24 protein-coding genes and 1 pseudogene are annotated in these 23,967 nt (G+C 58.4%); 2 read left to right on the forward strand and 23 right to left on the reverse strand.

Annotated features, from left to right (window positions below; all coding sequences use genetic code 11):
* Position 1: 1 nt before the first annotated feature.
* The 10 genes from ACYCZ5_RS11990 to bioB form a co-directional block, all read right to left on the reverse strand.
* Positions 2–2,275, reverse strand: coding sequence for a DNA translocase FtsK (locus ACYCZ5_RS11990; protein WP_461545036.1), 2,274 nt, complete (start codon positions 2,273–2,275; stop codon positions 2–4).
* Positions 2,275–2,982, reverse strand: a complete 708-nt coding sequence (locus tag ACYCZ5_RS11995) for a response regulator (RefSeq protein ID WP_461545037.1) — start codon at positions 2,980–2,982, stop codon at positions 2,275–2,277. Before ACYCZ5_RS11995 ends, ACYCZ5_RS11990 begins: the two co-directional genes overlap by 1 nt.
* A 127-nt stretch (positions 2,983–3,109) precedes the next feature.
* Positions 3,110–4,924 carry an ATP-binding response regulator gene (locus ACYCZ5_RS12000; RefSeq protein ID WP_461545038.1) on the reverse strand — a complete coding sequence of 605 codons (1,815 nt, stop codon included), beginning with the start codon at positions 4,922–4,924 and terminating at the stop codon, positions 3,110–3,112.
* A complete protein-coding gene (locus ACYCZ5_RS12005) occupies positions 4,921–5,508 on the reverse strand; it encodes an SCO family protein (RefSeq protein ID WP_461545039.1) in 588 nt (195 codons plus the stop codon). The genes ACYCZ5_RS12000 and ACYCZ5_RS12005 overlap by 4 nt, the downstream gene beginning before the upstream one ends.
* Positions 5,495–6,205 (reverse strand): sulfite exporter TauE/SafE family protein, encoded by a 711-nt coding sequence (locus ACYCZ5_RS12010; protein WP_461545040.1) that lies wholly within the window; start codon positions 6,203–6,205, stop codon positions 5,495–5,497. The genes ACYCZ5_RS12005 and ACYCZ5_RS12010 overlap by 14 nt, the downstream gene beginning before the upstream one ends.
* The gene (bioD, locus tag ACYCZ5_RS12015) at positions 6,198–6,878 is read right to left on the reverse strand and encodes a dethiobiotin synthase (RefSeq protein ID WP_461545041.1); all 681 of its coding nucleotides are present in this window, start codon (positions 6,876–6,878) and stop codon (positions 6,198–6,200) included. The genes ACYCZ5_RS12010 and bioD overlap by 8 nt, the downstream gene beginning before the upstream one ends.
* Complete coding sequence (gene bioC, locus ACYCZ5_RS12020; RefSeq protein WP_461545042.1) at positions 6,875–7,744, reverse strand: malonyl-ACP O-methyltransferase BioC; 870 nt, start codon at positions 7,742–7,744, stop codon at positions 6,875–6,877. The genes bioD and bioC overlap by 4 nt, the downstream gene beginning before the upstream one ends.
* A complete protein-coding gene (gene bioH / locus ACYCZ5_RS12025) occupies positions 7,737–8,501 on the reverse strand; it encodes a pimeloyl-ACP methyl ester esterase BioH (protein ID WP_461545043.1) in 765 nt (254 codons plus the stop codon). Before bioH ends, bioC begins: the two co-directional genes overlap by 8 nt.
* The gene (bioF, locus tag ACYCZ5_RS12030) at positions 8,485–9,639 is read right to left on the reverse strand and encodes an 8-amino-7-oxononanoate synthase (RefSeq protein WP_461545044.1); all 1,155 of its coding nucleotides are present in this window, start codon (positions 9,637–9,639) and stop codon (positions 8,485–8,487) included. Before bioF ends, bioH begins: the two co-directional genes overlap by 17 nt.
* Positions 9,639–10,640, reverse strand: a complete 1,002-nt coding sequence (bioB, locus tag ACYCZ5_RS12035) for a biotin synthase BioB (RefSeq protein WP_461545045.1) — start codon at positions 10,638–10,640, stop codon at positions 9,639–9,641. The genes bioF and bioB overlap by 1 nt, the downstream gene beginning before the upstream one ends.
* A 55-nt stretch (positions 10,641–10,695) precedes the next feature.
* Between bioB and ACYCZ5_RS12040 the strand changes: the two are divergent.
* Both ACYCZ5_RS12040 and ACYCZ5_RS12045 read left to right on the forward strand, forming a co-directional pair.
* Positions 10,696–10,902, forward strand: a pseudogene (locus ACYCZ5_RS12040) (double zinc ribbon domain-containing protein); the annotation flags it as partial.
* 9 nt (positions 10,903–10,911) lie between these two features.
* Entirely contained in the window at positions 10,912–11,433 is a 522-nt protein-coding gene (locus ACYCZ5_RS12045) for a ComF family protein (RefSeq protein WP_461545106.1), read from the forward strand.
* Here ACYCZ5_RS12045 and ACYCZ5_RS12050 read toward each other — a convergent pair.
* The 13 genes from ACYCZ5_RS12050 to ACYCZ5_RS12110 all read right to left on the reverse strand — a co-directional run bounded on the left by ACYCZ5_RS12050 (position 11,430) and on the right by ACYCZ5_RS12110 (position 23,942).
* Positions 11,430–12,479, reverse strand: coding sequence for a tetratricopeptide repeat protein (locus ACYCZ5_RS12050; RefSeq protein ID WP_461545046.1), 1,050 nt, complete (start codon positions 12,477–12,479; stop codon positions 11,430–11,432). The genes ACYCZ5_RS12045 and ACYCZ5_RS12050 overlap by 4 nt on opposite strands.
* Positions 12,476–13,426: an ExeA family protein gene (locus ACYCZ5_RS12055; RefSeq protein WP_461545047.1), complete on the reverse strand. Its 951-nt coding sequence runs from the start codon at positions 13,424–13,426 to the stop codon at positions 12,476–12,478. The genes ACYCZ5_RS12050 and ACYCZ5_RS12055 overlap by 4 nt, the downstream gene beginning before the upstream one ends.
* A gap of 3 nt (positions 13,427–13,429) precedes the next feature.
* A complete protein-coding gene (locus ACYCZ5_RS12060; RefSeq protein ID WP_461545048.1) occupies positions 13,430–15,091 on the reverse strand; it encodes a secretin N-terminal domain-containing protein in 1,662 nt (553 codons plus the stop codon).
* Positions 15,088–15,600 (reverse strand): hypothetical protein, encoded by a 513-nt coding sequence (locus ACYCZ5_RS12065; protein WP_461545049.1) that lies wholly within the window; start codon positions 15,598–15,600, stop codon positions 15,088–15,090. The genes ACYCZ5_RS12060 and ACYCZ5_RS12065 overlap by 4 nt, the downstream gene beginning before the upstream one ends.
* The gene (locus ACYCZ5_RS12070) at positions 15,585–16,253 is read right to left on the reverse strand and encodes an agglutinin biogenesis protein (RefSeq protein ID WP_461545050.1); all 669 of its coding nucleotides are present in this window, start codon (positions 16,251–16,253) and stop codon (positions 15,585–15,587) included. Before ACYCZ5_RS12070 ends, ACYCZ5_RS12065 begins: the two co-directional genes overlap by 16 nt.
* On the reverse strand, positions 16,253–16,879 hold the full coding sequence (locus ACYCZ5_RS12075) for a PilN domain-containing protein (RefSeq protein WP_461545051.1): 627 nt from the start codon (positions 16,877–16,879) through the stop codon (positions 16,253–16,255). Before ACYCZ5_RS12075 ends, ACYCZ5_RS12070 begins: the two co-directional genes overlap by 1 nt.
* Positions 16,876–17,808 carry an agglutinin biogenesis protein MshI gene (locus ACYCZ5_RS12080; protein WP_461545052.1) on the reverse strand — a complete coding sequence of 311 codons (933 nt, stop codon included), beginning with the start codon at positions 17,806–17,808 and terminating at the stop codon, positions 16,876–16,878. The genes ACYCZ5_RS12075 and ACYCZ5_RS12080 overlap by 4 nt, the downstream gene beginning before the upstream one ends.
* Positions 17,809–17,996: 188 nt before the next feature.
* The gene (locus ACYCZ5_RS12085) at positions 17,997–20,798 is read right to left on the reverse strand and encodes a DUF6701 domain-containing protein (RefSeq protein WP_461545053.1); all 2,802 of its coding nucleotides are present in this window, start codon (positions 20,796–20,798) and stop codon (positions 17,997–17,999) included.
* Between the two features lie 142 nt (positions 20,799–20,940).
* The gene (locus tag ACYCZ5_RS12090) at positions 20,941–21,378 is read right to left on the reverse strand and encodes a hypothetical protein (RefSeq protein ID WP_459721854.1); all 438 of its coding nucleotides are present in this window, start codon (positions 21,376–21,378) and stop codon (positions 20,941–20,943) included.
* On the reverse strand, positions 21,375–22,253 hold the full coding sequence (locus ACYCZ5_RS12095; RefSeq protein WP_459721851.1) for a PulJ/GspJ family protein: 879 nt from the start codon (positions 22,251–22,253) through the stop codon (positions 21,375–21,377). Before ACYCZ5_RS12095 ends, ACYCZ5_RS12090 begins: the two co-directional genes overlap by 4 nt.
* On the reverse strand, positions 22,250–22,969 hold the full coding sequence (locus ACYCZ5_RS12100; protein ID WP_461545054.1) for a prepilin-type N-terminal cleavage/methylation domain-containing protein: 720 nt from the start codon (positions 22,967–22,969) through the stop codon (positions 22,250–22,252). Before ACYCZ5_RS12100 ends, ACYCZ5_RS12095 begins: the two co-directional genes overlap by 4 nt.
* Positions 22,962–23,462, reverse strand: coding sequence for a hypothetical protein (locus ACYCZ5_RS12105; RefSeq protein ID WP_461545055.1), 501 nt, complete (start codon positions 23,460–23,462; stop codon positions 22,962–22,964). Before ACYCZ5_RS12105 ends, ACYCZ5_RS12100 begins: the two co-directional genes overlap by 8 nt.
* A 9-nt stretch (positions 23,463–23,471) precedes the next feature.
* Positions 23,472–23,942, reverse strand: a complete 471-nt coding sequence (locus ACYCZ5_RS12110; RefSeq protein ID WP_461545056.1) for a type IV pilin protein — start codon at positions 23,940–23,942, stop codon at positions 23,472–23,474.
* Between the last annotated feature and the right edge of the window lie 25 nt (positions 23,943–23,967).

Here is a 23,967-nt window from a genome sequence, read left to right on the forward strand (position 1 = left end):
CTCATTCCTGTCGTGCGGGTGCCAGCACTTCGCGGTTGCCGTTGCTCTGCATCGGCGACACCAGCCCGGCCTGTTCCATCGCCTCGATCAGGCGCGCGGCGCGGTTGTAGCCGATGCGCAGATGACGTTGCACCAGCGAGATGGAGGGACGGCGCGTCTTGAGCACGATCTCCACCGCCTGGTCATACAGCGCGTCGGCTTCGGCGTTGCCGCCCCCGCCGTCGTATTCGCCCTCGGCCGGTTCGTCCATCGAGGTGAGGATGCCTTCGATATAGTTCGGTTCGCCCTGCGCCTTCAGATGCTCGGTGACGCGGTGCACTTCCTGATCGGACACGAAGGCACCGTGTACGCGCTGCGGATAACCACTGCCCGGCGGCAGGTAGAGCATGTCACCCTGCCCCAGCAGCGCTTCCGCGCCTTGCTGGTCGAGGATGGTGCGCGAATCGATCTTGCTCGATACCTGGAACGCCACGCGCGTGGGCACGTTGGCTTTGATCAAGCCGGTGATGACGTCCACCGACGGGCGCTGCGTGGCCAGCACCAGATGGATGCCGGCGGCGCGCGCCTTCTGCGCCAGTCGTGCGATGAGTTCTTCCACCTTCTTGCCGACCACCATCATCAGGTCGGCCAACTCGTCGATGAAGATGACGATGTAGGGCAACTCTTCCAGCGGCTCCGGCGACTCGGGCGTGATGCTGAACGGGTTGCTCAGCGGTTTACCTTCCTTGATCGCGTCGCGCACTTTCTGGTTGTAACCGGCGATGTTGCGCACACCAAGCGCGGACATCAGCTTGTAGCGCTTGTCCATCTCCTGCACGCCCCAGTTGAGCGCGGAAGCGGCCTGGCGCATGTCGGTGACCACCGGCGCCAGCAGGTGCGGGATGCCTTCGTACACCGACAGTTCCAGCATCTTGGGATCGATCAGGATGAGGCGCACTTCCTGCGGCGTGGACTTGTACAACAGCGACAGGATCATGGCGTTGATCGCCACCGACTTGCCGGAGCCGGTGGTACCCGCCACCAGAACGTGCGGCATCTTGCCCAGATCGGCGACCACGGGTTTGCCGGAGATGTCCTTGCCCATCGCCATGGTGAGCGGCGAATGCATGTCGGCATACACCTGTGAGCCGAGGATCTCGGACAGGTGCACCATCTGCCGTTTCGGATTGGGCAGTTCCAGCGCCATGTACGCCTTGCCGGGTATGGTCTCCACCACGCGGATGCTGACCACCGACAGCGCACGCGCCAGGTCGCGCACCAGATTGACGATCTGGCTGCCCTTCACACCCACGTCGGGCTCAATCTCGTAACGCGTGATGACCGGACCGGGATAGGCGCCGACCACCTTCACGGTGACACCGAAGTCGTTGAGCTTGCGTTCGATCAGACGCGAGGTGAATTCCAGCGTCTCGGCGGAGACCACTTCCACCTGCTTGGTCGCCTGATCGAGGATGTGCAGCGGCGGCAGCGGCGAGTCGGACATGTCGGCGAACAGGGAGACCTGTTTCTCTTTCTCCACGCGCTGCGACTTCGGCACCTCGACCACCTGCATCTCGATGTGGATGGGCTGATGGTCTTCGACGCGCTTCTTCTCTTCTTCCACCTTCACTTCACGGTGTTGAGTAGCCTGTGCGCCGATGCGTTTGTCCTGCCAGGTCTGCCACGCGTTGCGCGCCCACAGGTAGCCGTCTTCTATCCATTCGCCGAGGCGGTCGATGAAACGCAGCCAGGAGAGGCCGGTGTAAAGACTGAAGCTGACCGCCATCATCGTGAGCAGGAAAAGGGTCGCGCCGACGTAGCCCAACACTTGTGCCAACCAGCCACCCAGTGCAGCGCCCAGCATGCCGCCCGGTGCCTGCGGCAATTCGACCTGCCAGGTGTAGAGACGCAAGGCCTCGAGCGCGCTGCTGGACAGTAGCAGGATGAAAAAGCCGGTCAAAGACAGCCACAGGGTGCGCACGTCGAACAGACTGTCGGCGCGCATGCGGCGATAGCTCGCCCAGACGCGTTGCAGCATGAGTGTGACCAGCCACCAGGCAGAGAAGCCGAACACATAGAGCAGCACGTCGGACAGCCACGCCCCGAACGCACCGCCCGGATTCTGCGTGACGGCATGGGTCGCCTCGTGCGACCAAGCGGTGTCGTTGTGGTCGTAACCGGCGAGAATCAGGATCAGGTAGGCGGCCAATGCCACCAGCAACAGCCAGCGCGATTCACGCAACAGATGCAGCATCCGCTCGGGTAGCGGCGCTCGTGCGTTATCTGCCACGGCCATCAGACGGCTCCGGCAGATTTGGAATCTTCGACTTCGGATTCACCATTTTCGGAGATGAAACCGAAACGGCGGGCCGTTTCCACCGCTTCGACACGGGAGTTGACGTGCAGGGTCTGGTAGATGGCGGCGACATGGATCTTGACCGTGCCTTCTGCCAGGTCGAGTTCGCGCGAGATGTCCTTGTTGCTCTTGCCGGCACCGATCAGTTGCAACACCTGCAACTGGCGCGGGGTGAGGCCGTATTTACTGGCGCGCTGGCTGCGCTTGTCACTGAGCGCCATCCCCGGCTCCAGTTTGGATACGGCTTGTTGCAACAATTGCGGCGGAACGTACACACCGCCATCCAGCACCATACGCAAGGCGGACAGCATGGATTTGCTGGGCGACATCTTGGAGATGAAACCCATCGCGCCCAGATTCATCACGCTTTCGATATCGTCGCGCTGATCCGAGCCGGACACCACGACCAGGGGCACTGCGGGGAAGCGCTGATGGAAAAGTTGCAGCGAAGAGACGCCGTTGCTGTCCGGCATGTGCAGATCCAGCAACGCCAGATCGAGATCGGGGTGGGCCATGACCAGTTGCAGGGCCTCGGTGAAATTACCGGTATCAAGTATCTCTACTTCGTCGGCCAGTTGCTGTAACACATAGCGCATGCCGTCACGGAACAGCGCGTGATCATCCACCAGCAGTACCTTGATCTTCATTCTCATGTCCCCTTTTGCAGCCCCCTCTCTCTAACTCTCTCCCGCAAGCGGGAGAAAGAACAATCGTGAAAGGCGGTCTTCAATTCTCGGCCGCAATCATATCACCCAAGCCACGGCCATTCAGCCGCTAATGCTTGCCGGTCAATACGAAATACACCATCGCGCGCAAGCGGATCGGTGCGATGGGTTTATGCAACAGCATGGCGCCGCTGCCATGTATCTCGTGCAGCGTCTCGCTGGCGGTATCGCCGGTCAGCACCACGGCCGGCAGATCGGCACCCCACAACTCGCGCATGCGCTGGATGACGTGGATGGCCGTCATGCCCTGTGGCAGGCGGTAATCACATACCAGCACGTCCGGTCGTTGTTCGGCCACATCCAGTGCGCGTATCACTTCTTCCGCCGATTCCGAGGTGAACACCTTGCAACCCCACTGCTGCATCAATTCAACCGTCGACTCTCGGATATCCGGATCATCTTCGACCAGGGCGACCACCCTGCCATTCAGGTCATATTCGGAATGCGAGGCGATAAAAGGTTGCGCCAGTTGCGCGGCATCACCCTTGGGGATGGTGAAAGAGAAGGTCGAACCGATACCCGATTCCGAACTGACTTCGAGTTCACAACCCAGCAACTGATCGATGCGGCGCACGATGGTGAGCCCAAGGCCCAGGCCTTTGCGGCGGTCGCGATGCGGATTGCCCACCTGGTAATATTCTTCGAAGATATGCGGCAGAGATTCCGGTTTGATGCCTATGCCGGTATCCGCCACCTCGATCTCCACCTTGCCATCCGTACAGATACAGCACACCACCACGCCGCCACTGTCCGTATAACGAATGGCGTTGGTGATCAGGTTGCGCAGCATGCGTTCCAGCAGGAAGGGGTCGCTGTAGACCACGGATGAGCATTGCTGCGGCGAGCAATGCTCGCCGATGTTGGGCATGTCGTAGCTCAGCCCTTTGGCTTGGGCGATGGGCGCGAAATCGCCATAGAGTCTGTCCAGCAGCGGGCCCAGGCTGAAATGTTGCCAGCGCGGCTCGACGATGCCCGCATCAAGTCTCGACACATCCAGCAGGTCGTCGAACATATCCACCAGCGCATCGACCGACTTCCCGATCTGCCCTGACAACTTCAGCGATTCCTTGTCCTTCGCGGTTTCCTGCAAGGCCTCGGTGAACAATCGCAAAGCTTGCAATGGTTGGCGCAGATCGTGGCTGGCCGTGGCGAGGAACTTCGATTTCGCCCGGCTGGCCGACTCCGCCCGCTCCAGTGCTTCGGCGATGTCCTCCTCGCGCTGGCGCAGCTCGCGCAACAGCACTTCTTTTTCGAAACGCTGCCGCAACGAAAGCTCGAAGGTGAACATCAAGCGCATCGCCGCATTCAGCATGAAAACGATGAACACCACGAGCATCAGTGCCAGGAACCAGTGCTGCTTGTCGTTATCCAGCGCCAGACGGACGATGAGCGGAACCAGCAGAAAGATCAGATACAGGAACAGGGAGGGACGATGTACCGGGTTGATGGTCACACCGCCCGATGCGAAGCCCATTGCCACGCAGATGATCAGGATCTGGTAGGCCAGATCACCCGGCACGTACATCAACAGCCAGGCCAGCCCCCAGACGGAAGCGCCGAGCGAAGTGTTGAAACGAAAACGCCGGTCCCAGCGGCGGCATTGGTGGATATCATTGGCCGCCGCGCGGTAACGCCACCACTGCCACAGTTCGAACAGTTGCGACGAAAAGGCCAGCACCATCCACCACAGCAGCACCTGATGGGATACCACGTCCCACATCACCCACATCAGCAGCGGCACGATGAACATGGCCGGCACGACCATGGTCGGATAGCTGGCGATGCGGGCGCGCACCTGCTCGCGCCGTACCGGCAGGTTGTCTTCGTTGATCTCGAACTTCAGAAGATCCGTCAGCACGCTCATTTCATCGCCATCAGCAAACGGATGTCTTGTGCAAGAAATTCCGGCCGCTGCGCGAAGGGCGACAGCAACACCGGTTTGCCGGAGGGTGAGATGAGGTAAGTGCCGGCTGAGTGGTCAAGCGTATAGCTACCGCTCTTGGTGGCCTGCTTCTGGTAGATGATGTCGAAGGCCTTGGCCGCTTGTGCGGTCTCCTGCGCATCCCCGTACAGACCCAGGAAAGAAGGGTAGAAGGCGGGCGCGTATTGCGCCAGCAATTCGGGTTTGTCGCGCTCGGGGTCGAGCGTCACGAACAGCACCTGCACCTTTTCCGAGTCCTTGCCCAGCATGCGCATCACCTGCGCCATGTCGGCCAGGGTGGTGGGACATACATCGGGACAATGGATGTAACCGAAGAACAGCGCGACCGCCTTGCCGCGAAAATCGGCCAGTGTCACGATCTTGCCGGACGGGTCGTGCAATCGGAAATCGGCCTGCGCATATTTGCCGGTGACTTCGTTCGCCTTGAACGGTGAAGGCAGTTTGGGTTCGCCGCACGCGGCGAGCATAAGCAGTGATGACAGCAACAAGACGTTACGCAGCAACATGACACGCTCCAGTCCAACCATGCACATAGAATGTGTACGAGACCTTGATCAAACCGTACACCCCGAACCCCGCCACCAGCATCCCGGCCACCAATCGCACGCGTGGCGATTGTACCCAGCCGCGCACACTTTCCCAGAACATACCGATGGCTAGCAGATTGGGCAAGGTGCCCAGACCGAAGGCCAGCATGGTCAGCCCGCCCTGCATCGCATCGCCGCTGGCCAGTGCGGTAAGGAGCACACTGTATACCAGTCCGCACGGCAACCAGCCCCACAGCATGCCCAGCCCCAGCGCCCGCGGCACGGTATTCACCGGCAACAGTCTGGTGGTGTAAGGCTGCAAGCGCTTCCACAAACCGCCACCCAGTTGCTCAAGATATCGTACCGCGCCCCACACACCGGCCAGATACAACCCGAGCAGCACCAGCATCAGACTGGACAACGCGAACAACAGATGCTGCACCGGCACAGCATCGCGCATCAGCAGGCCGGCCTGCCCCACCGCACCGACCAGCGCACCGGCAGCGGCATAGCTAAGGATGCGTCCGCTGCTGTAGGCCAGATGGAACGGCCAGCGCGCGCGCTGTTGCGGCACCTGCGAAGTGAAGACGCCTACGATGCTGCCGCACATGCCCAGACAATGCACGCCACCGAGCAGCCCGACCATGAACACTGCGAAGATACTGAACTCACTCATTGCTCTGCCCGCGCTCCAATAGACTCATATCCAGATGCTGTACCGCAAGGTTCGCATCCGCAACGTCCATACGCGGTACGATACCGAGCAAAGGCGCGGCGATACGTGCGCGCAGCGTTTCGATGTTCTCTTGCAGAGCTGGCATCGTGTCGTCCAGCACGTTGGCCACCCAGCCTGCACATTCCAGTTGCCGTTCCTCGATCGCCGCCATGGTCAGCAATGCATGATTGATGCAACCCAAGCGCATGCCCACCACCAGGATCACCGGGATATCCAGCTCGCGTGCCAGATCGGCGAAAGTGAGGTCTTCGTTCAGCGGCACCAGGAATCCGCCCGCACCTTCCACGATGACCTCATCCGCCTGTCCTGCCAGCTCATCATACGATGTCAGTATGCGGCGCATCTCGATACGCACGCCGACATGCCTGGCGGCAAGATGCGGCGCGATGGCGCGCGGGAAACAATAGGGATTCACCTGCCCGTAACCGAGCTGCAACGTGCTGGCCGCGCGCAACGCGAGTGCATCTTCGTTGTGCTCATCCTCGTCACATCCCGCCGCGACCGGCTTGAAGCCGCTCACCAACTTGCCCTGCGCGGCAAAGCCGCGCAACAACGCGCAACTGACCAGCGTCTTGCCGACGCCGGTATCGGTGCCGGTGATGAAATAACTCATAGCTTGAAATCAGTCTTGATGATCGCCCGACCATCCGGCGCAGCCTTGGGCGCGGGCTTCCAGGCATGGCCGTAGACGATCTCGAAGGTGGCCGGCAATTTGCCGTTGCGGCGCAGCGTCTCGTAGTTCGCCAGCACGCGCTGCCAGGCGGTCTTGCCCATCATGCCCGGCGCACGGCCGGCCGTCGCATTGTGTGCACCGATACTCTTCAAATCTTGCATCACCGCGCGTGCATCCTCATAGGTCAAAGTGAGCGTCTCCATCTCCATCACCGGGTCGGCGAAACCGGCCGCCACCAGCATGTCGCCGACATCGTGCATATCCACAAACCGATTGAGGTGATTGTAGCCGTCCACGTCGCGAAATGCGATGCGCAATTCCTTGAGTGTATCCACGCCGAAGCAGGAGAACAGCAGCAATCCGTCGGTGTTCAGTATCCGGTGCAGTTCGACGAAGGTGGCGGGCAGGTCGTTGCACCATTGCAGCGCGAGGTTGGACCACACCATATCGACGCTGCCCGATGCGAGCGGCAGTGCCTCGACATCGGCGCACAGGAAGCGCTCGCGACGCCCATGGAACAGCTTGCGCCACCAGCCCGATGTGCCCCGCGCATGCTGCAGCATGCCGAGCGCGATATCGAGCGCGGTGATGTCTGCCTTGGGATAGCGTTCGCCCAGTTGACGCGTGCCCCAGCCGGTGCCGCTGCCCACATCCAGCAGGCGTGCCGGTTGCAGCTTGATGTAATCCAGCTTCTCCAGCATGCGTATGCATACTTCGCGTTGCATCACCGCCGCCGCATCGTAGTCCGACGCAGCACGACTGAACGCCTGCCGCACTTGCTTCTTGTCTATCTCGAATTCATTCATGCAGGAATCTCTTTATATGCTGGACCACTGTATCGATATGCGACAGGAACGGCGCGTGGGCGGCACCTTCGATCTCGACCACCCGAGCATTCGGCATCACTTGCGCCAAGTAGTGCGAAGCTTGCGGCGGCGTCAGTTTGTCGCGCTGGCCCGCTATGGCCAGCGTCGGTTGCTTGATGCAGGACAGACTCTCGCGCAGATCGGCATCGCGCAGGATCTCCAGCCCGCCGCGCAGCGCGGACAGATCCGGCTCGCCCCGGCTGAACAGTTGCTCGCGCAAGGCCATCAGCAACTCACGCTCGTTCTCGCTGCCGCGAACCTGCAAAGCAAGGAAACGACGCAGGGTGGCCGCATGGTTCTTTTCCAGTTCGGCCGCGAACTGTTGCAGTGTTTCGCCAGCCATCCCGAACAACCAGTCCTCGCGTTCAGTGAAACAGGGGGTGCTCGCCATCAGGATCAGGCGCTCGATCTTCTGCGGCGAACGCGCCGCCCAGTACTGCGCGATAATGCCGCCGAGCGACCAGCCAAGGACTGCGACAGGCTCGCCAAACTGGGCATCAAGTGCCTCGATGATGCTATCCAGCGTGAAATCGTTTTGCGCCTCGCTTGCGCCATGTCCCGGCAGATCGACGTTGTGTACCTCAAAGTCATCCGACAGTCGGATAACGGCGTCTCCCCAGATGCCGCCGTGCATGCCCCAGCCATGCAGCATGACCAGTGGCCTGCCCTGCCCTGTCACATCAACATGCAAGCTCATGCAAAGCCTCGATCAATCGTTGCACATCCGCTTCCGTATGCGCGGCCGACAAGGTGATGCGCAGGCGCGCCGTCCCCTGCGGCACGGTGGGCGGACGGATCGCGGCGACCCAGATGCCTCGTGCACGCAGACCCTCACTCAAAGTGAGCGCCTGCTTGTTGTCGCCGATCAGCAAAGGCTGGATGGCGGTGTCGGATGGCATCAGTTGCCAGGGCAGGTCGCTCAGGCCCTCGCGCAACAGCGCGACTAGTCGCTGCAGATGCGCGCGCGATGCATCGCCCTGCGCGATCAGTTGCAGGCTGGTCAGCAGGGCCACTGACAATGCCGGCGGCGTGGCTGTGGTGTACACATAACTGCGCGCCTGATTGACCAGCGTATCGATCACCACCTGCTCGGCAGCGACGAAGGCACCCGACACGCCGGCCGCTTTGCCCAGCGTTCCCATCAGGATGATGCGCGGCGAATCCAGTCCGAAATATGAGAGCGACCCGCTGCCCTGCTTGCCCAGCACGCCGAAGCCATGCGCATCATCCACCAGCAGCCATGCATCGTGCTTCTCGCACAGCGCCAGCAACTCGGGTAACGGCGCGATATCGCCGTCCATGCTGAACACGGCATCGGTGATCACCAGCTTCCTGCCGCTTTCTTTCTTCGCCAGCAGGCCATCCAGTTGCGCCATATCGCCATGGCGGTAGCGCTGCACGTTCGCGCGCGACAACAACATCGCATCGTTGAGTGACGCGTGATTCAACTTGTCGGCATACACCGTGTCGTCTTTGCCGACCAGCGCCTGCACCGCACCCAGATTGGCCATGTAGCCTGTCGAGAACAACAATGCTGCAGGCTTACCGACAAAGGCAGCCAGTTCTTGTTCGAGCTGATGGTGCGGCGTGAAATGTCCGTTCACCAGATGGGCCGCCCCTGCCCCCACGCCCCACGCTGCCGCGCCCTGCTGAAAGGCGGCTATCAGTTGCGGATGGTTGGCGAGGCCGAGGTAGTCGTTGCTGCTGAACGCGAGATAGGATTTCCCGTCGACGATGATGTGCGGCGACTGCGGCGTCTGCAGCGTGCGGCGCTGGCGCAGCAGGCCCTGTGCGGCGCGCTCGTCTAGATCACGTTGCAGCGCCGCAAAGATCATCAGTGTTTCTCGGCGAAGGGGTACATGCCCAGCTTGTCCATCAGCGCGCGGTCGCGCTCGACGTCCGGGTTGCCGGTGGTCAGCAACTGTTCGCCGTAGAAGATGGAATTCGCGCCCGCGAGGAAACACAGGGCCTGCACGGCATCGCTCATCTGCTGGCGTCCGGCCGACAGGCGCACGCGCGCGGTGGGCATGGTGATGCGCGCGACGGCGATGGTGCGCACGAAGTCCAGCGGGTCGATGTCTTCCTGCTGCGCCAGCGGCGTGCCTTCCACCTTGACCAGATTGTTGATCGGCACGCTCTCGGGATAGGGCTCCATGTTGGCCAGTTGCGCGATCAGTCCGGCGCGCTGCGTCAGATTCTCGCCCATGCCCACGATGCCGCCGCTGCACACATGCATGCCGGCATTGCGCACACGTTCCAGCGTGTCGATGCGATCCTGATAATCGCGCGTGCTGATGATGTCGCCGTAGAACTCGGGCGCGGTGTCGAGGTTGTGGTTGTAGTAGTCGAGACCGGCCTGGCGCAATTGCTCGGTCTGCTCGTCATTGAGCATGCCCAGCGTGGCGCAGGTCTCCATGCCCAGCGCCTTTACCTCTTTGACCATCTCCACCACGGCGGCCATGTCTTCCTTGCTCGGCTCGCGCCAGGCCGCGCCCATACAGAAGCGGTCGGCACCGGCGTCCTGTGCTGCCTTGGCTGCCTTGATCACTTCCTGCACTTCCAGCATCTTGCGGTTCTCTACACCCGCATCGTGGAATGCGGATTGCGGACAGTAGCCGCAGTCCTCGGAACAGCCGCCGGTCTTGATCGAGAGCAGGGTGGATAGCTGCACCGCGTTCGGATCGAAATGCTCGCGGTGCACCTGCTGCGCCTGGAACAACAGGTCCGAGAACGGCAGTTTGAACAATTCTTCGATGGCTTCCACGCGCCAGCGTTGCGGCGTGGTCGGCGTTTTAACTTTGGCGGGGCGAACGAGCGTGATGGGCTGGCTTTGCATTTTGGTGTTTGCTTTCAGGGGATTCGGCGCTAAATTGCGGCACGCATGTTCGTTGATGGAGGTCGTGTTGTCAATTTTGACTGCAAAATTGCTGAACATCCGCCCATATATTGCTCGCCTGCTGCCCGCACAGCCCTGTTTTCTGTGCGGCGCCTCAAGTCACGACGGATCGTGCTGCGCCGCTTGCGTCGGCGACCTGCCTCATCATGCAGGCCCCGCTTGTAAGGTCTGTGCCGCACCCTTGCCTTCCGACGGGGTGTGCGGACGCTGCTTGCAGCATCCACCCGCCTACGCGCGAACCATCGCGGCCTTTCGCTATGAATTCCCGCTGGACAGTTTGATCAAGGCGCTCAAGTTCGACGAGCAATTGATCCTTGCCAACTTCCTCGCCGACGCACTGGCTTCCCACATCAGCTCCATCCCCGACTGCCTGCTCGCCTTGCCGCTGCATCCGGCGCGTTTGCGCGAGCGCGGCTTCAACCAGTCACAACTGCTCGCCGCTCGCATCGCCGCTGTGTTGCTGGTGCCTTTGCTCACCGGCGCGGCAAGCCGCGTACGCGACACGCCTCCACAATCCACATTGCCTTGGCGGGCGCGCAGCAGCAACATGCGCAAAGCCTTCGCCTTATCGCCAGACCTCGACGTACGAGACAAACATATCGCTATCGTGGATGACGTGATGACCAGCGGCGCTTCGATCAATGCCCTGGCGCAACTGCTGCTGGATGCAGGCGCGAGAGAGGTCAGCGCATGGGTGGTGGCGCGCACCGTTCCGCATCGGGGGAAAACCTAAAGACCCGAGAGTTTCTGCTGCACAAAGGCAGTCAGCTCAGGAGAGAGCGTGCGTGTCGATAATGCCTGTTTATAGGCCAGCTTGGCATCTTCCACTCGTCCCGCGGCCTGCAGCGAGATCGCATAGCCCACACGCCATACGCCGTTGCGGGGCGATATTTGCAGGGCAATCTGATAGTGGTTCACGGCCTCTTTGTGCCTGTCTTGTCTTTGCAGCAGTGCAGCATAGAAAGACTGATAGTCGGCATTGTTATCCGCCGCGGTCAGATGGGTTTGCAGCGTATCAACTGCCAGGTCCAGTTGATCGCGTCCGAGCTGCATCCTCGCCAGCGCCATCGCATAGGGCAAATGCACGGGCTTCAGGCGCAGACCCGCTTGCAGGATGCGCTCGGCTGCGGCCTGTTGCCCGTTCTCCAGCAACAAGGCAGCCATCGCTAGCCGGGCCGCCTCATGCTGTTCATTCGCCTTCAGCGCGGCCTCATAAGCGGCCATCGCCTCCGGCACCTTGCCCTGCTGCTGCGCTTGCACGCCTTTGCGATAGTCCGCATCGGCACGTTGCATCGGGCTGACTTGTTTGATTGGAAGCGGTGCCTCCCTGCGTGTGATGACAGGCGGACTGCTGATAGCTTCCTGCTTGCGCATCGTCTCCGGCTCGGCCGCTATGTCAGCCACCAAGGGACGGCTCGATAGCGTTCCTGCGTCGGATTGCGGATCGCGTTCGCGCAACGATTCAGGCAGCGGTAACACACTGAGCTCGTAGCTGAGTCGCGTTGCAGGTGCGGAATGATCCGCGGCATCCGCTTCGGGCGCCACTATTGGGAGTGCAGGGGCGATACTGCCGTGCGCTTCCGGTTCCGAACTCTCCACTTTTTGCGTCCACAGCCACGCACCCGCGCTCGCCAGAATCAGCAGGCCCGCTCCTAGCACGACTGGTTTGATCCAGTCCCTTTTGGGCAGAGCGGGCACGGCTCGGATCTGCGTCTGATCAGGTGCGGTGTGCGCGCCGCGCTGCTCCAGCTGGTTCAGAACCTGATTGATCAGACTCATGACCAGAGCACCAGAGCGATGACGCTCAGAGCCACTGCAATGACCAAGCCCGACAACGCCCAAGGCAGCCAGTCCCGCTTCACCTCAGGCGTGTCGGCTGCTGCCTCCGCCACATGTTTACTGCCGACCTGTTGCCGACCCTCGGCGAACGCCAGCATCAAGGCCTTGTGCGCAAGGATGTTCACTAACCGCGGCGTACCGCCCGTCACACGATGCATCTTACCCACCGCGCTACCGGCGAACAGCGTCTCGCCGGCATATCCCGCCACGGCGACACGATGACGCAGGTAGCGTTCCAACTCGTCGCGGCGCAGACCTTTCAGGTCGTATTGAAAACTGATGCGTTGCCGCAATTGGCGAATGGAATGGTGGCGCAGACGTTCATTCAACTCCGGCTGCCCGAACAACACCACCTGCAGCAACTTGCGCTTCTCGGTCTCAAGGTTGGTCAGCAGACGCAGCACTTCCAGACTTTCCAGCGGCATCGCCTGCGCCTCGTCCAGACAGACCAGCACGCGCTTTCCTTCGCGCGCAAAGTTGAGCAAGGCGCGCGTCAGTTCCTTCAACAGCATGTGCTGGTCGACGTTCGGATCCAGTTCGATACGGAATTCATCCGCCAGCGCCAGCAACAGGCTGCGCGGCTCCAGATAGGGATTGGGCAGGTAGGCGGTGACGAAGTGTGTGCCGGTAGATTGACTGCCGGCATCCTGCGTGCCGATCAGTGTAGTGGCTTGTCTGCCCTGGCTCAGCGAGGAAAGGAACTTGCGGCACAGCAGGGTCTTGCCGTTGCCCACCTCACCGGTGATCTTGATGAATCCTTCGCCGTTGCGGGCTGCGACCAGAAGGGTGTTCAGACCCTCCTGGTAGTTCGTGCAGGCGAAAAAGAAGCTGGTATCCGGCGTCAGCGAAAAGGGCGGTTCGCGCAGTCCGAAATGCTGCAGATACATCGCTTAGCGGGTCATGCTCTTGATGCGGTCACGACTGCGCGTGATGTCGTCTGACCAGTCTTTTTCGCTGTTCACGACCGTTGGTTTGATCAGGATCACCAACTCGCGCTTTTGCGAGACTTGGCTGGTCTGGCCGAATATCGACTTGGGCAATCCCGGAATTCCAGACTGGTCTTCATAGGTCGCCTGACGCATCAAACCGCCGATGGCCACGATCTGCCCGTCCTTTGCACGCACGATGCTGTCTGTCTCGGATACCGAACTGGAAGCCAACGGAAGATTGAGTGTGCCGCCCACACCGCCCACATTGATGGACTTGTTGACGGTTGTGACCAAGCTGACAGACGGATGCACATGCAGAATGATCTCGTCGTTCTCGTCTATACGCGGCGTCACATCCAGTGCAATACCGGAGAAGAAAGGCTGCAGGGTCACGCTAGGCGTGCTGGTGGTGGCCGTGCCGGTGGTCGTGGTGTTGGTCACGTTGGTCACAAAGAACTCGTCCGTGCCCACTTTAAGCACTGCCTTCTGGTTGTTCAGCGTAGCGATGCGTGGGCTGGACAGCACATGCACATCACCCTGCGACTCGAGGAAGTTCAGCAAGGCGGCGAAATTGCTGGTCTGAAATGCCAAACCGAACATACTGCCCGCGATAGCTCCCGCTGGCAATGATCCAGCAGCAGCCAGCGCGATATCCGTACCGGGTGTTGAAGTCACGATGCCGTTGGTGATCGAACCGCCCGCGTTCGGCAAGCTCGTACCATTGGAGAGTTGTCCAACACTGAGGCCACTGTTCGAACCATTCTTCAGCACTCCCCAATTGACACCGGACTGGAACGATTCGTTCAACTGCACTTCCACGATCTTAGCTTCCAGTATCACCTGACGCTCGATGGAGATCTGCGAAGCCTTGAGGTAGGCGGACACATTCTTCATCTCCTCGGCCATCGCGCGCACCACGATCACACCGGACATCGGGCTGATCACCACACTACGACCTTTCTCATTACCAACGATCGCGGCCAACGACTTGCTCAATTCATCCCAGAAATCTGCGCTGCTGGTCATGCTGACCTTGCTGCTGTCCAGTGCCGCTCCCCGGTTGCTGGTCGAATTGGTGGCCACGCCGGTCGCACCAGTGGATGAGCTGGGGTTATCCGACACGGAACCGGAGCTCACGCGCAGGCTCGATTTACCTTCGCGCTGACCAGTCAGGTAGTTCACATGGAAGATGCGCGTCTGCAGGCCCAATGGCTGGATGTAGATGCGCGTGCCGTCTATCTTGTATTCGTAGCCGTACATCTCGCGGATGGATTCCAGCGCATCGAACACAGTCACATCTTTCAGGTTGAGTGAGATATTGCCTTCGATATCCGGATGCAGCAGCATGCTATAGCGCGTGCCGGATACGATAGCCATGAACACTTGCTGCGCAGGCGTGTTATTCACGGCTAGGTCGAACTTGGCTTCCGATGCGGTGGAATCGACAGGCGCAGTTGGGGCAGGCATCGGCGGTAGCAGTGCGTCATAGACTTCCGTCTGCGTGCTGGCTTTGACTGCCGCATCGAGTTCAGTGTCTATCTGATTCTTGACGTTCTGGCTGGCGCCATTCGTCGCGCAACCGGCGAACGCCAACAGACTCAGCACGATTAATAATTGCCTCATTTTCCACTCCCATCCTTGGTGTCGTCATCCGCGCAGGTCACTGGCTTCTTCTTCGCCTGGGCAGTTTTCTTAATGGGCTTCTTTTTTGCGGGTGGTTTGCGCTCCACCTTGCGGATCGTCTGGAGACCGCTGCGGCCGACACAGGCCATCTCGGTCTTGGACAGATTCACCGTCGGATACATGTGCATCACCTGGCGCCCTTCCGGCCCCATCAGTACCACGCATGTCTCGTTCACAACTGTAAGCGTCGCGTTGCCATACTTCTTGCCGACTTCCACTTCCACACCGTTGATGATGGCCGACTCGCGCGTCCCGGAAAGGATCACGGATTGCAACCCGCTCGGTGCTGTCGTTGTAGCGTTGGTATCCACAGCCTGTCCATCAAGGCCCGGCACCATATCGAATGCCGGACGTGTCGGATCATCCAGACCGGTAGCCGCCCATACGCTCATGGCCGGCAGCATGCAGAACAGCAAAGTCATCGCGAGTCGCTTCATACCTGTAGCCATGTCTTGTCCAAACTCAGTGTATACAGCGTCAGAGTCAATTCCGCCTGAGGATATTTCACCACGTTCAGGTTGGCCATTCCCCAGAACATCTGGGTGGGCAACTTTTCCAGCATCTGCAGATATTGTGTCAGGTCGGCATAACTGCCGCGCACCGTGATCTTGACGCCGTGTTTGTATATCTGCTTGCCTGCAGCAGTTTCGGGCTGAGGATCCTTGGCCGCCTGCTCGATGAAGTTCGACACCTGCAACGTATCGAGGGAAACCAATTGCAGACGGCTGTTCTTTGCCAGCACCTGCTCAAGCAGATGTGCCATGCGCTCGGGCGCCACCAACTTGTCCTGGGTCTCCTTCAGGAACGTATCGCCTTGGGCGATCTGCTCGCGCAACTGGCGGATACGCTCGCGCTGCGGCGCATCCTTGTCGGCTTGCTTGGCCTGCAGCAAGGCCGCCAACTGCCCCTGAATCTCTTTCATCTTTTCCTGCTGCTGCACGACTTGCGACGAAAGCCGTTTTTGCTGCTGAAGCAGCGGATTGAGGAAGAATGAGTCGATCATGGCCACCAGTGCGAACGCGACTGCCGCAAAGATTAAAGCGCGTTCGCGCAATGACATTGCGTCAATTTTTGCAACGAGTTGGTCCCAGCGCTCCTTCATTATTTTCCAACCTCCTCGGCTGCAACAGATATCAGGCTGAATTCTACATATCCCGCTACCGGCTGGTTATTCACCGGTGTTGGCAGTTTCATTTGCAATGCCGCAAAAGACTTGCCGCGCATCACCGGTTCGCGGTTCAAGCGCTGAATATACTCGGGTAGCTGTCTAGGGTTGACCACAGCGCCATGCAAACTCATCTGCGCGCCGTCGCCATTGATGTTGAAACCTGTCAGCCACAGGCCCTTGACCGTCTGGCGCGCGAATGCACGCAGATATTCCGAATAGCCTTGCGTATTGCCGAATGCGCCGCTCTTCAGTGTCGTAAGCAGTGCCTCCTGCATACTTGCCTGCGCTTCCACCATCTGCAGCTCATCGCTCAGCAGCTTCTGGGCGCGCTGCGGCGAGAACTCGTTGATGTAATTGACCAGACGCTTTTGCTCTGCCTCATGGCGTATGTTCATCTCGGCAGTCTGCTTTGCCAGTAATTTCACCTGATACATCGCATAGCCGTAAAACAGCATCGATCCCAGCACGATGAGCAGCAGGGCCTGCAGCATGGTCACAGCGGAAAAATGTTTCTTCTGCTTGAGAAAGACCGGGTTGAACAGGTTGATCTGCTGGCTCATAGCGCCTTCTTCTCCAGACGCAGCGCCGCGCCCAACGCATGCAAGGCGTAACTGGCGAACTCGCTATCGGCCAACTCGGGCACTCCAACGATATCCATCCCCTGTGCCAGATCGAGCGCCTCGACCGGCATACCCAGCGTGCCGCCCAGCAGCGCGACCAAGCCCAATTCCTCCGGGGCCGATACCAGCATCCGGTTGATCGACAGGTGATGGAACTGGCGGTCAAAATAGTCCAGCGAGCGCTGCACTTCCAGTTCGACACGATCTTGATACTGCTGGCGCAAGGTCTCGTCCGCGTCCGAAAGTTGTCCAACAGATATCTCGATACGGCGCGCCAGAAACAACTCACCATCGCTGGTGATCGTGAGCATACCGCCCTCGTCATCGAACGAAAGCAGTGCCAATCCTCTGCCTTCGGTCTCGTAGAGCGCGGCGATGTTGCGTTGTGCCGTTTCGGGGATATCGATCACAGACAGGTCTATCTTCGCCTTGTCGAACAGATTGATGCGTTTGCGTATCGTATCGTTCGAGGCGGCCACGGCATACAGCGATTGTGGGCGCTCGCTGCCATATTTGCCGATGGGAATCTGCAACACATCGATGGTCGCATCGTCCACATGGTAATTTAGCGAATCCTTGATCTTCCAGCGGATGGCCGTCTTCAGTTCATCCACCGGCACGTTCGGTGCCTCGACCATCATCATCTGATATTCATTGGCAGAAAGCAGGGTGGTGAAACGCACATTTTCGAGTTGCAATTCCCTGCGCACCTTCTCCAGCGCAGCGGAATTCACTTCACTGACCGGCAGGAATTCACAGCGCGTGATCTGCGGACGCGGACCGACATATTTGGCTTGTGCGACATAGATACCCCTGCTGCCAAGGGTCACAGCAGTCCAGCCAGCCTCGCGGCTACTGCGCTGAAACATCGAGAATAATCGGGTGAATTCCATAATTTAGGCGAACTTAATCCACTAACCCATTGCCGTCAAGGATAAATTTCATTTCAAAGCGTCAAACTTCCGGCATTTCTCAACCACAATCGTCGCGTTTCCGTCACTCGAAAGAAAAACGGCCACACCCAAGGCATGGCCGCCTGACGAAATACCGACTTCCGTCAATACGCTTCGCGCAGATAGATGAATTCCTTGCTGCCTTTGTAGATCCCGAAAGTGGCCTGTCCTGTAGGGTTCGAAAGCCCCCCTTCCCATGCATACTTCATCCATTCCGGAACCGATGGAGATACCGTCACTACGCCATTTATCATTGGCTTAGTGAGTATCAGCCCACCTTGTCCAACTTGAAACGGCGAGTTGAAAGTCTTGCTCACCGCCGCGCCACCAGGCTGTAAAACCAACGCGCCTATCGTGGCAACAGTGCAACTGTCTGCGCCATTCAAATCCCAGCGCGAGCCGGTGTAATACTCAGCCATGAACGGAAGTTCCAAATCCAACAATTGCGAACCATAGGCATTGGCCAGGCGCGCCCTTCCGCTACGCACCTCCATCAGGACCTCATGCCCTGCAGAATTCACTGCGGGGGTATCGGCATCGGTTGCACGCAATGTCAACGTCAGCGGAGCAACTTCTGGCGTTGCATAGGAATAGGTTACAGCACTTGCGCTGCCCACTCCTGCCGCGAATCCTGAGGCTGGAATCGTGTTGGCTGCAAATCCCGTTGCGACACCAGCATTCGAAATTGTGGTGAGGTTCGCGAAAGCACCCGCATAGTTCTTGGTCACATTATTGGTAGCTGCATAGGCTGTTACCGTCACACCGAATGGCTGCCCTGCTTTCAAAGGACTGCTCGATCCCGCATAAGAGAAAGTCCCGCATGCCGGCGTGGCAGTCGTTACAAAATAGGCCGGCTGAAAGCGTCCCACACCGGTCTGCGTTCCCGTTACTGCGCTGGGCAATGTCCAGCCCAAATAAGTGCTCATGCCGGCATTAAGATCAATTGTTCCCACTTCATCCCAAGTCAGGGAGTTGCTGGATACGCCATTGACAAAGGTAGCCGCGTTTTGATTGATCGCCGTCGCATTGCCCAAGGCAGGCTGCGGATTGGCGGAAGACAAAGTCACCGTGCCATTAAAGTTCGGCGTAGTTGCAGCGCACGCATTCTTGGCGGTCACACTGGCATTGAACGCCTGTCCTGCGACCAAAGGCGCAACGGGGATATTACTGAATACGAAACTGGCGGGCGCGGCGATGAATGCACCGCTACCGATCATTGCCACTCCTGTGGGGGCGGTGCCATTTGCCGTCAAGGTCAGCTTTCCAGCATCGGCATAACTCAAACTCAATGTAGCCGTGCCGTTTGCATCAAAAGGTAATTGATGCGTTGCCGCTGTGGTTGTAATGCTGGTCAGATCAGAGCCAGACAACACATTAATCGACTGCGTGCCACTGGCTGGCGAGGTGTAAGCAAAGCTCAGATCCACAGGTCGCGTCACATTTTGATAGGCAGGCACACAACGTCCCGTGCCTCCCGTCTGTACTGCCTCGATGGTGGCCGTGGCATTGGTGCAAGAAGTGTGATTGGGGATAGTGACGACGAAACCAGCATCGCTGAAGTTCATCACACAATTCGCCACATTGTTCACTGTACAAGTCGTTGCCGCAACGGCAGCGGGATTTGCCGTAGCCGACAGCGTGACTGGGCCCGCTGTCGTTTGCTGCACAGTGGTGGTGGCGATACCCGTCGCGTCAATGGTAACCGCAACACCCGCAGGCGCAGGAGTGACCATCACCCCCCCGCCCGTGTAGAGATTAGCGCATGTAGGATCGACAGCAGCACTCTGCGCACAGGCACGCAAGGTGATCGTGGATGGTGAGCACGTCAGCCCGCTCCCCGTGTGCTGAATCAAAATATGATCTGGCCCTGTTGTACAGCCAGTCGCAGTTTGTCCAGCCATGAAGGTGGTGCCATTCGGGTCGATATAAACTGCATTGATATCGTTTGTTTTATTAACTTCAGGAATCTGCGTCCACGGCCCAACCCCATTGGGTCCTGAGGTGATTTGAGCGCCGTTATCACCAACTGCGGTGATCGCGCCATTCACCGGATTGATTGCAATGCCATTCAGATCAAATTTCCCGGCACCGGTTGTAGTAATCAGCTCAGTCCATGCTCCAGTTGTCGGGTTGTATTGATAAACAAACCCTTTGTTATTGTTTGCTTGCCCGGTGACGTAAATATTGCCCGCCGCATCTCCAGTGATCGCCTGAAAATCAGCATTATTTGCACCGGCAGGATAGGTGGCAGTAATGAGAGTCCAAGCAGTAGGAGGCGTTCCAACAACCTTGGTGTAAAGCGCACCATTGTCAGCCAACGCATAGACATTCGTCGCACCACCCCAGATCGCCTCAAACTTATCTGCGTTCTGGTTATTCACTTTGGGAACCAAATTAGTATCTAGCTGACGTGTCCATGTTGTACCGTTGAAAAAATAAATGCCTTGATCGCCCACCACATACGTCTGGTTCGGCCCGAAAGTTTTCACACCGTTTGCATCTTGGGTTGGCGCAGTACCCGTCGTAGGCATGGCCGACCATGTCGTGCCGTTGAACTGCACCAGCGGTGTTGTACCAAACTTGTTATCACCCACAGCCACGGCGTGATTTGTACTCGCCACGCTGACCCCGTTCAATTGGGCAGTATTGGCGGGCAATGCAGTTGCAACACCATTGACATAAACCACGCCCAGCTTGTCATTACATGGGACGGGTGCAACAACGCAGGTCGGCTCGCCCACGCCAATCACCAAGCCCGGCACGCCCGCCACGCCATTCAATTGAATGTCTGGATTCATAGGTTGAATCAGACCATTATTGACTGTACATACTGCCGCAACCACCGCATTGGGGGAAACAAGCAGCATGACCAAGCTCAAGGAAAACGTTTTAGTAAAAATATTCATTTCAACCTCACTTAGCGCGAAAGTGCCGTATCTGCACAATTTATCCAAAATCTAGAGAAGGGCCAATTCAATCAAATCTGTCAATCCCGCCGCGCGCGAATGACGACTTCTTCACACCTTCATCAAATCGTTACACCAACATTTACTGCGAAATGCTCACTCGCATCTGCCGCTCAACAAAACCCGCCTGACCTGCCGCTCCCTGCTTAGCGGTGGCTGTGAGGTCATACACTCTCACCGTACCGCCTGACGCACTGACATCGCTGTGTGCAGTGGACTGGCAGTCAACCTGGATATTAAAACCGCTCAATGTCGACCCGGCACTCGCCGCAACCGGACTAGACGTAGGCCCGGTACGGCATGCTGTCGCAAACGCTCCGCCAGAATTGGGCAACACCTGGTAAGCCCCCCACTCGATACCCACCTTGGCAGCTTGGAAGGCACGCGCGCCCATGACATCCATCGCGGAACTCTCGTGTTGAGATGTCGAAAAAGAAACCATCGCTATGCCCAAAAAGGACAGCACCACCAATAAAAAAATGGCGGTAATTATACTGAAGCCCCGTTGAATTTTTTTCATGGCAAATTATTCACATGCGCCGCGTTGTAGAGACTGACGCTTTCACCCTGTTCACTGATAGCCAAGCGCATGGTTACCAAACCCGACCTTTGCGAAATAGCGTTATACAAAAAATCACAATTGCTCACACTATTTGCCAGTAGCGCTTCTGTTGCGCCGGCTGGAAGCGTAGTAGGCTGTGTCGCGGCAATGGGGTAGCCCTGCCAGCGCACCAACTTTTGATTGGCCGCATCGCAAACATAAGTCACAGGCGACTGTACCACCTGAAAGCGGCATCCGCCCACCACTGCCCCGGTGATATCAGTCACACAAGAATCCAAGGGTAATTTGGCAGTAGAAGTGATGCTAATGGTTTGAGCACCCACACCGCTCACAACGCGGCGGTTGTGCGTCGCCAACGTGTTTCCTGCATAGGCGTTTGCACCAGCTTGCCCAGTGTTATAGACCACAATCTGGTCACCAATCACTACTTGTTGCGGCATCTGCCCAAACACCTCAAAGCAGGTGTCGGCGGCAGCAAAAGAAAGTGCATCACCATCTGCCGAGCCACCGCATAAAACCCCCGCCCCCGCAGATGAACGATAGCGTCCGCCACCCACAGTAGGGATGAATTCGAGAAAGCAGGTCGCCGTTCCATCGCACGTTCCTGAACGGCGAACACTGTTAGGCAGCGCCAATCTCAAGTCGCGCGCAATACGACGAAAAGCAGTATCTGCAATATCCGTCAATTCAGCTCGGCGCGCGCTATCCACATAACCCTGCACGGGTGCTTTGATGAATATCGCCACGATACCCGCGATGATGCCCGTGATAACGATGACCACAATCATCTCAACCAGCGTAAAACCTCGCAAATGCACGCTTGCCTTCATCATGGGACACTCCTAGGGGAATAACGCGTGCGAATTCCCTGCAGCACGATGTCGTTACCCGCAGGATCGGATACTGTGACCGTAATCAGCAAGGCATCACCGCTGGCTTGGGTGATTCCGCCCAAGTCTATGGCCGTCACCGTGATGGGGCTAAGCGCGTAACCGGCCAAACCTGTATTGGAATTCGTGATATCCATGATGGAACCCGCTGCCATCTGGAAATTGTGATAGTCATTCACATTATCGAACGGGGTGGTAGGCGAGTAACGCGTCTCACCAATTTCAGCACCCAACACCTCTGGGACTGTACACCCCGCCGTGGAGGTTGCCGTAACCGCGCTCGCATCGTTAGGATCACAATACGTAAACGGCATCAACTCCACTTCTTCCAAAATTGATTCTGCCACTGCCAGCGCTTGCTTGCGCACCAATGGGTCGGCACTGTGCGCCGTTACCTGGTTCATCACCAGCAGAATACCGGTGAGCGCCACGCTGATGATGACGATGAAGATGATCAGTTCGATGAGGCTGATGCCACGTTGCTTGCTCTCCACCGCCGACAACAGATTCTGCACGCGCGCGCCGCCTTGCTTTGCTAGCGCAGGATTTTGCTTCCACATCTCGATGAAAAACTCCCTCATCTCATCGGACCTATTAAGGCGCGCCAGCATGACTGCTTCCTTCAACACGCGCTTATTCCCGATTCCCGCTTCACTCATTTGGGTCTTCTCCGCGCTTGATCTTCTCCAGCGCCGCAATATCAAGCTTGTCCTTATCTCGATTGGCACAGCGCTTCATCGTCAGCAGATCGTCTATGGAGGCGATCATCACCTGTTGCGAGAACAACTCGCCCACGACTGCGTTCTTGTGTAATTGCTCGAACGGCACCTCGGGGCGGACCAATACATCCACCACTCCGCCACCTGTTTGTGGCTCTCTCAACGCAAAGGCCAGCATGCCCTTCTCTCGATGCCACTGTTCGATTTGTGCGGCGTTACGCAAGGAATCGATTGGCACCGGTATCGAAGGCACCAAGCCGATCTGCTTGGCTACTCCAATGAAGCGCAAGAGGTTTTCATCATCCATCGCCAACACCAGATCCACATCGAAGGTGGCGCGAAAATAACCATGCAACTGCACCGCCATACCCCCCACTAGCACATAACGAACATGCGCTTCGGACAAGGCTTTGAGTAGATCGATGGTCCTCAATGGCAGCCTCTAATGTACATAACCCGTCTCCGCCTCGATGGTAATCGCCGTGCTACCAGTCACTGTGATGGATTGCGCTGCGTTTGGTCTGCCCAATGCATCGAAATTCATTGGGCTCGCAAAGCCGCCCAAGATCACCCCACCCGGGGCAGTAACGGTATATGGCGTAGCCCCGGTCGGGCTAGTAAGCGCATTGCCCGGGCAAGTTGCTGTCGTATGGGCCGCACTGGACGGTACTGGATCATAAGTCAGTGTGATCGCATTGGCCGTAAAAGCGACACACACGAAACGGTGTTGCGCGATCGCCACCTTCTGCGCATGGCGCAATGTGGCAACCGCCTGATCGCGGAAACCGCGGCTTTCAAAACCACCCTGATCGAAGAAGCGCGGCAAGGCCGCGACAGACAATATGCCAACGATCACGATGACCGTGATCAATTCCGTCAGGGTGAAACCGCGCTGGTTTGTCAGTAACTTCATCTCGACCGTATTTGCGATCCGCGAG

The organism is Sideroxydans sp. (genome assembly GCF_054604835.1).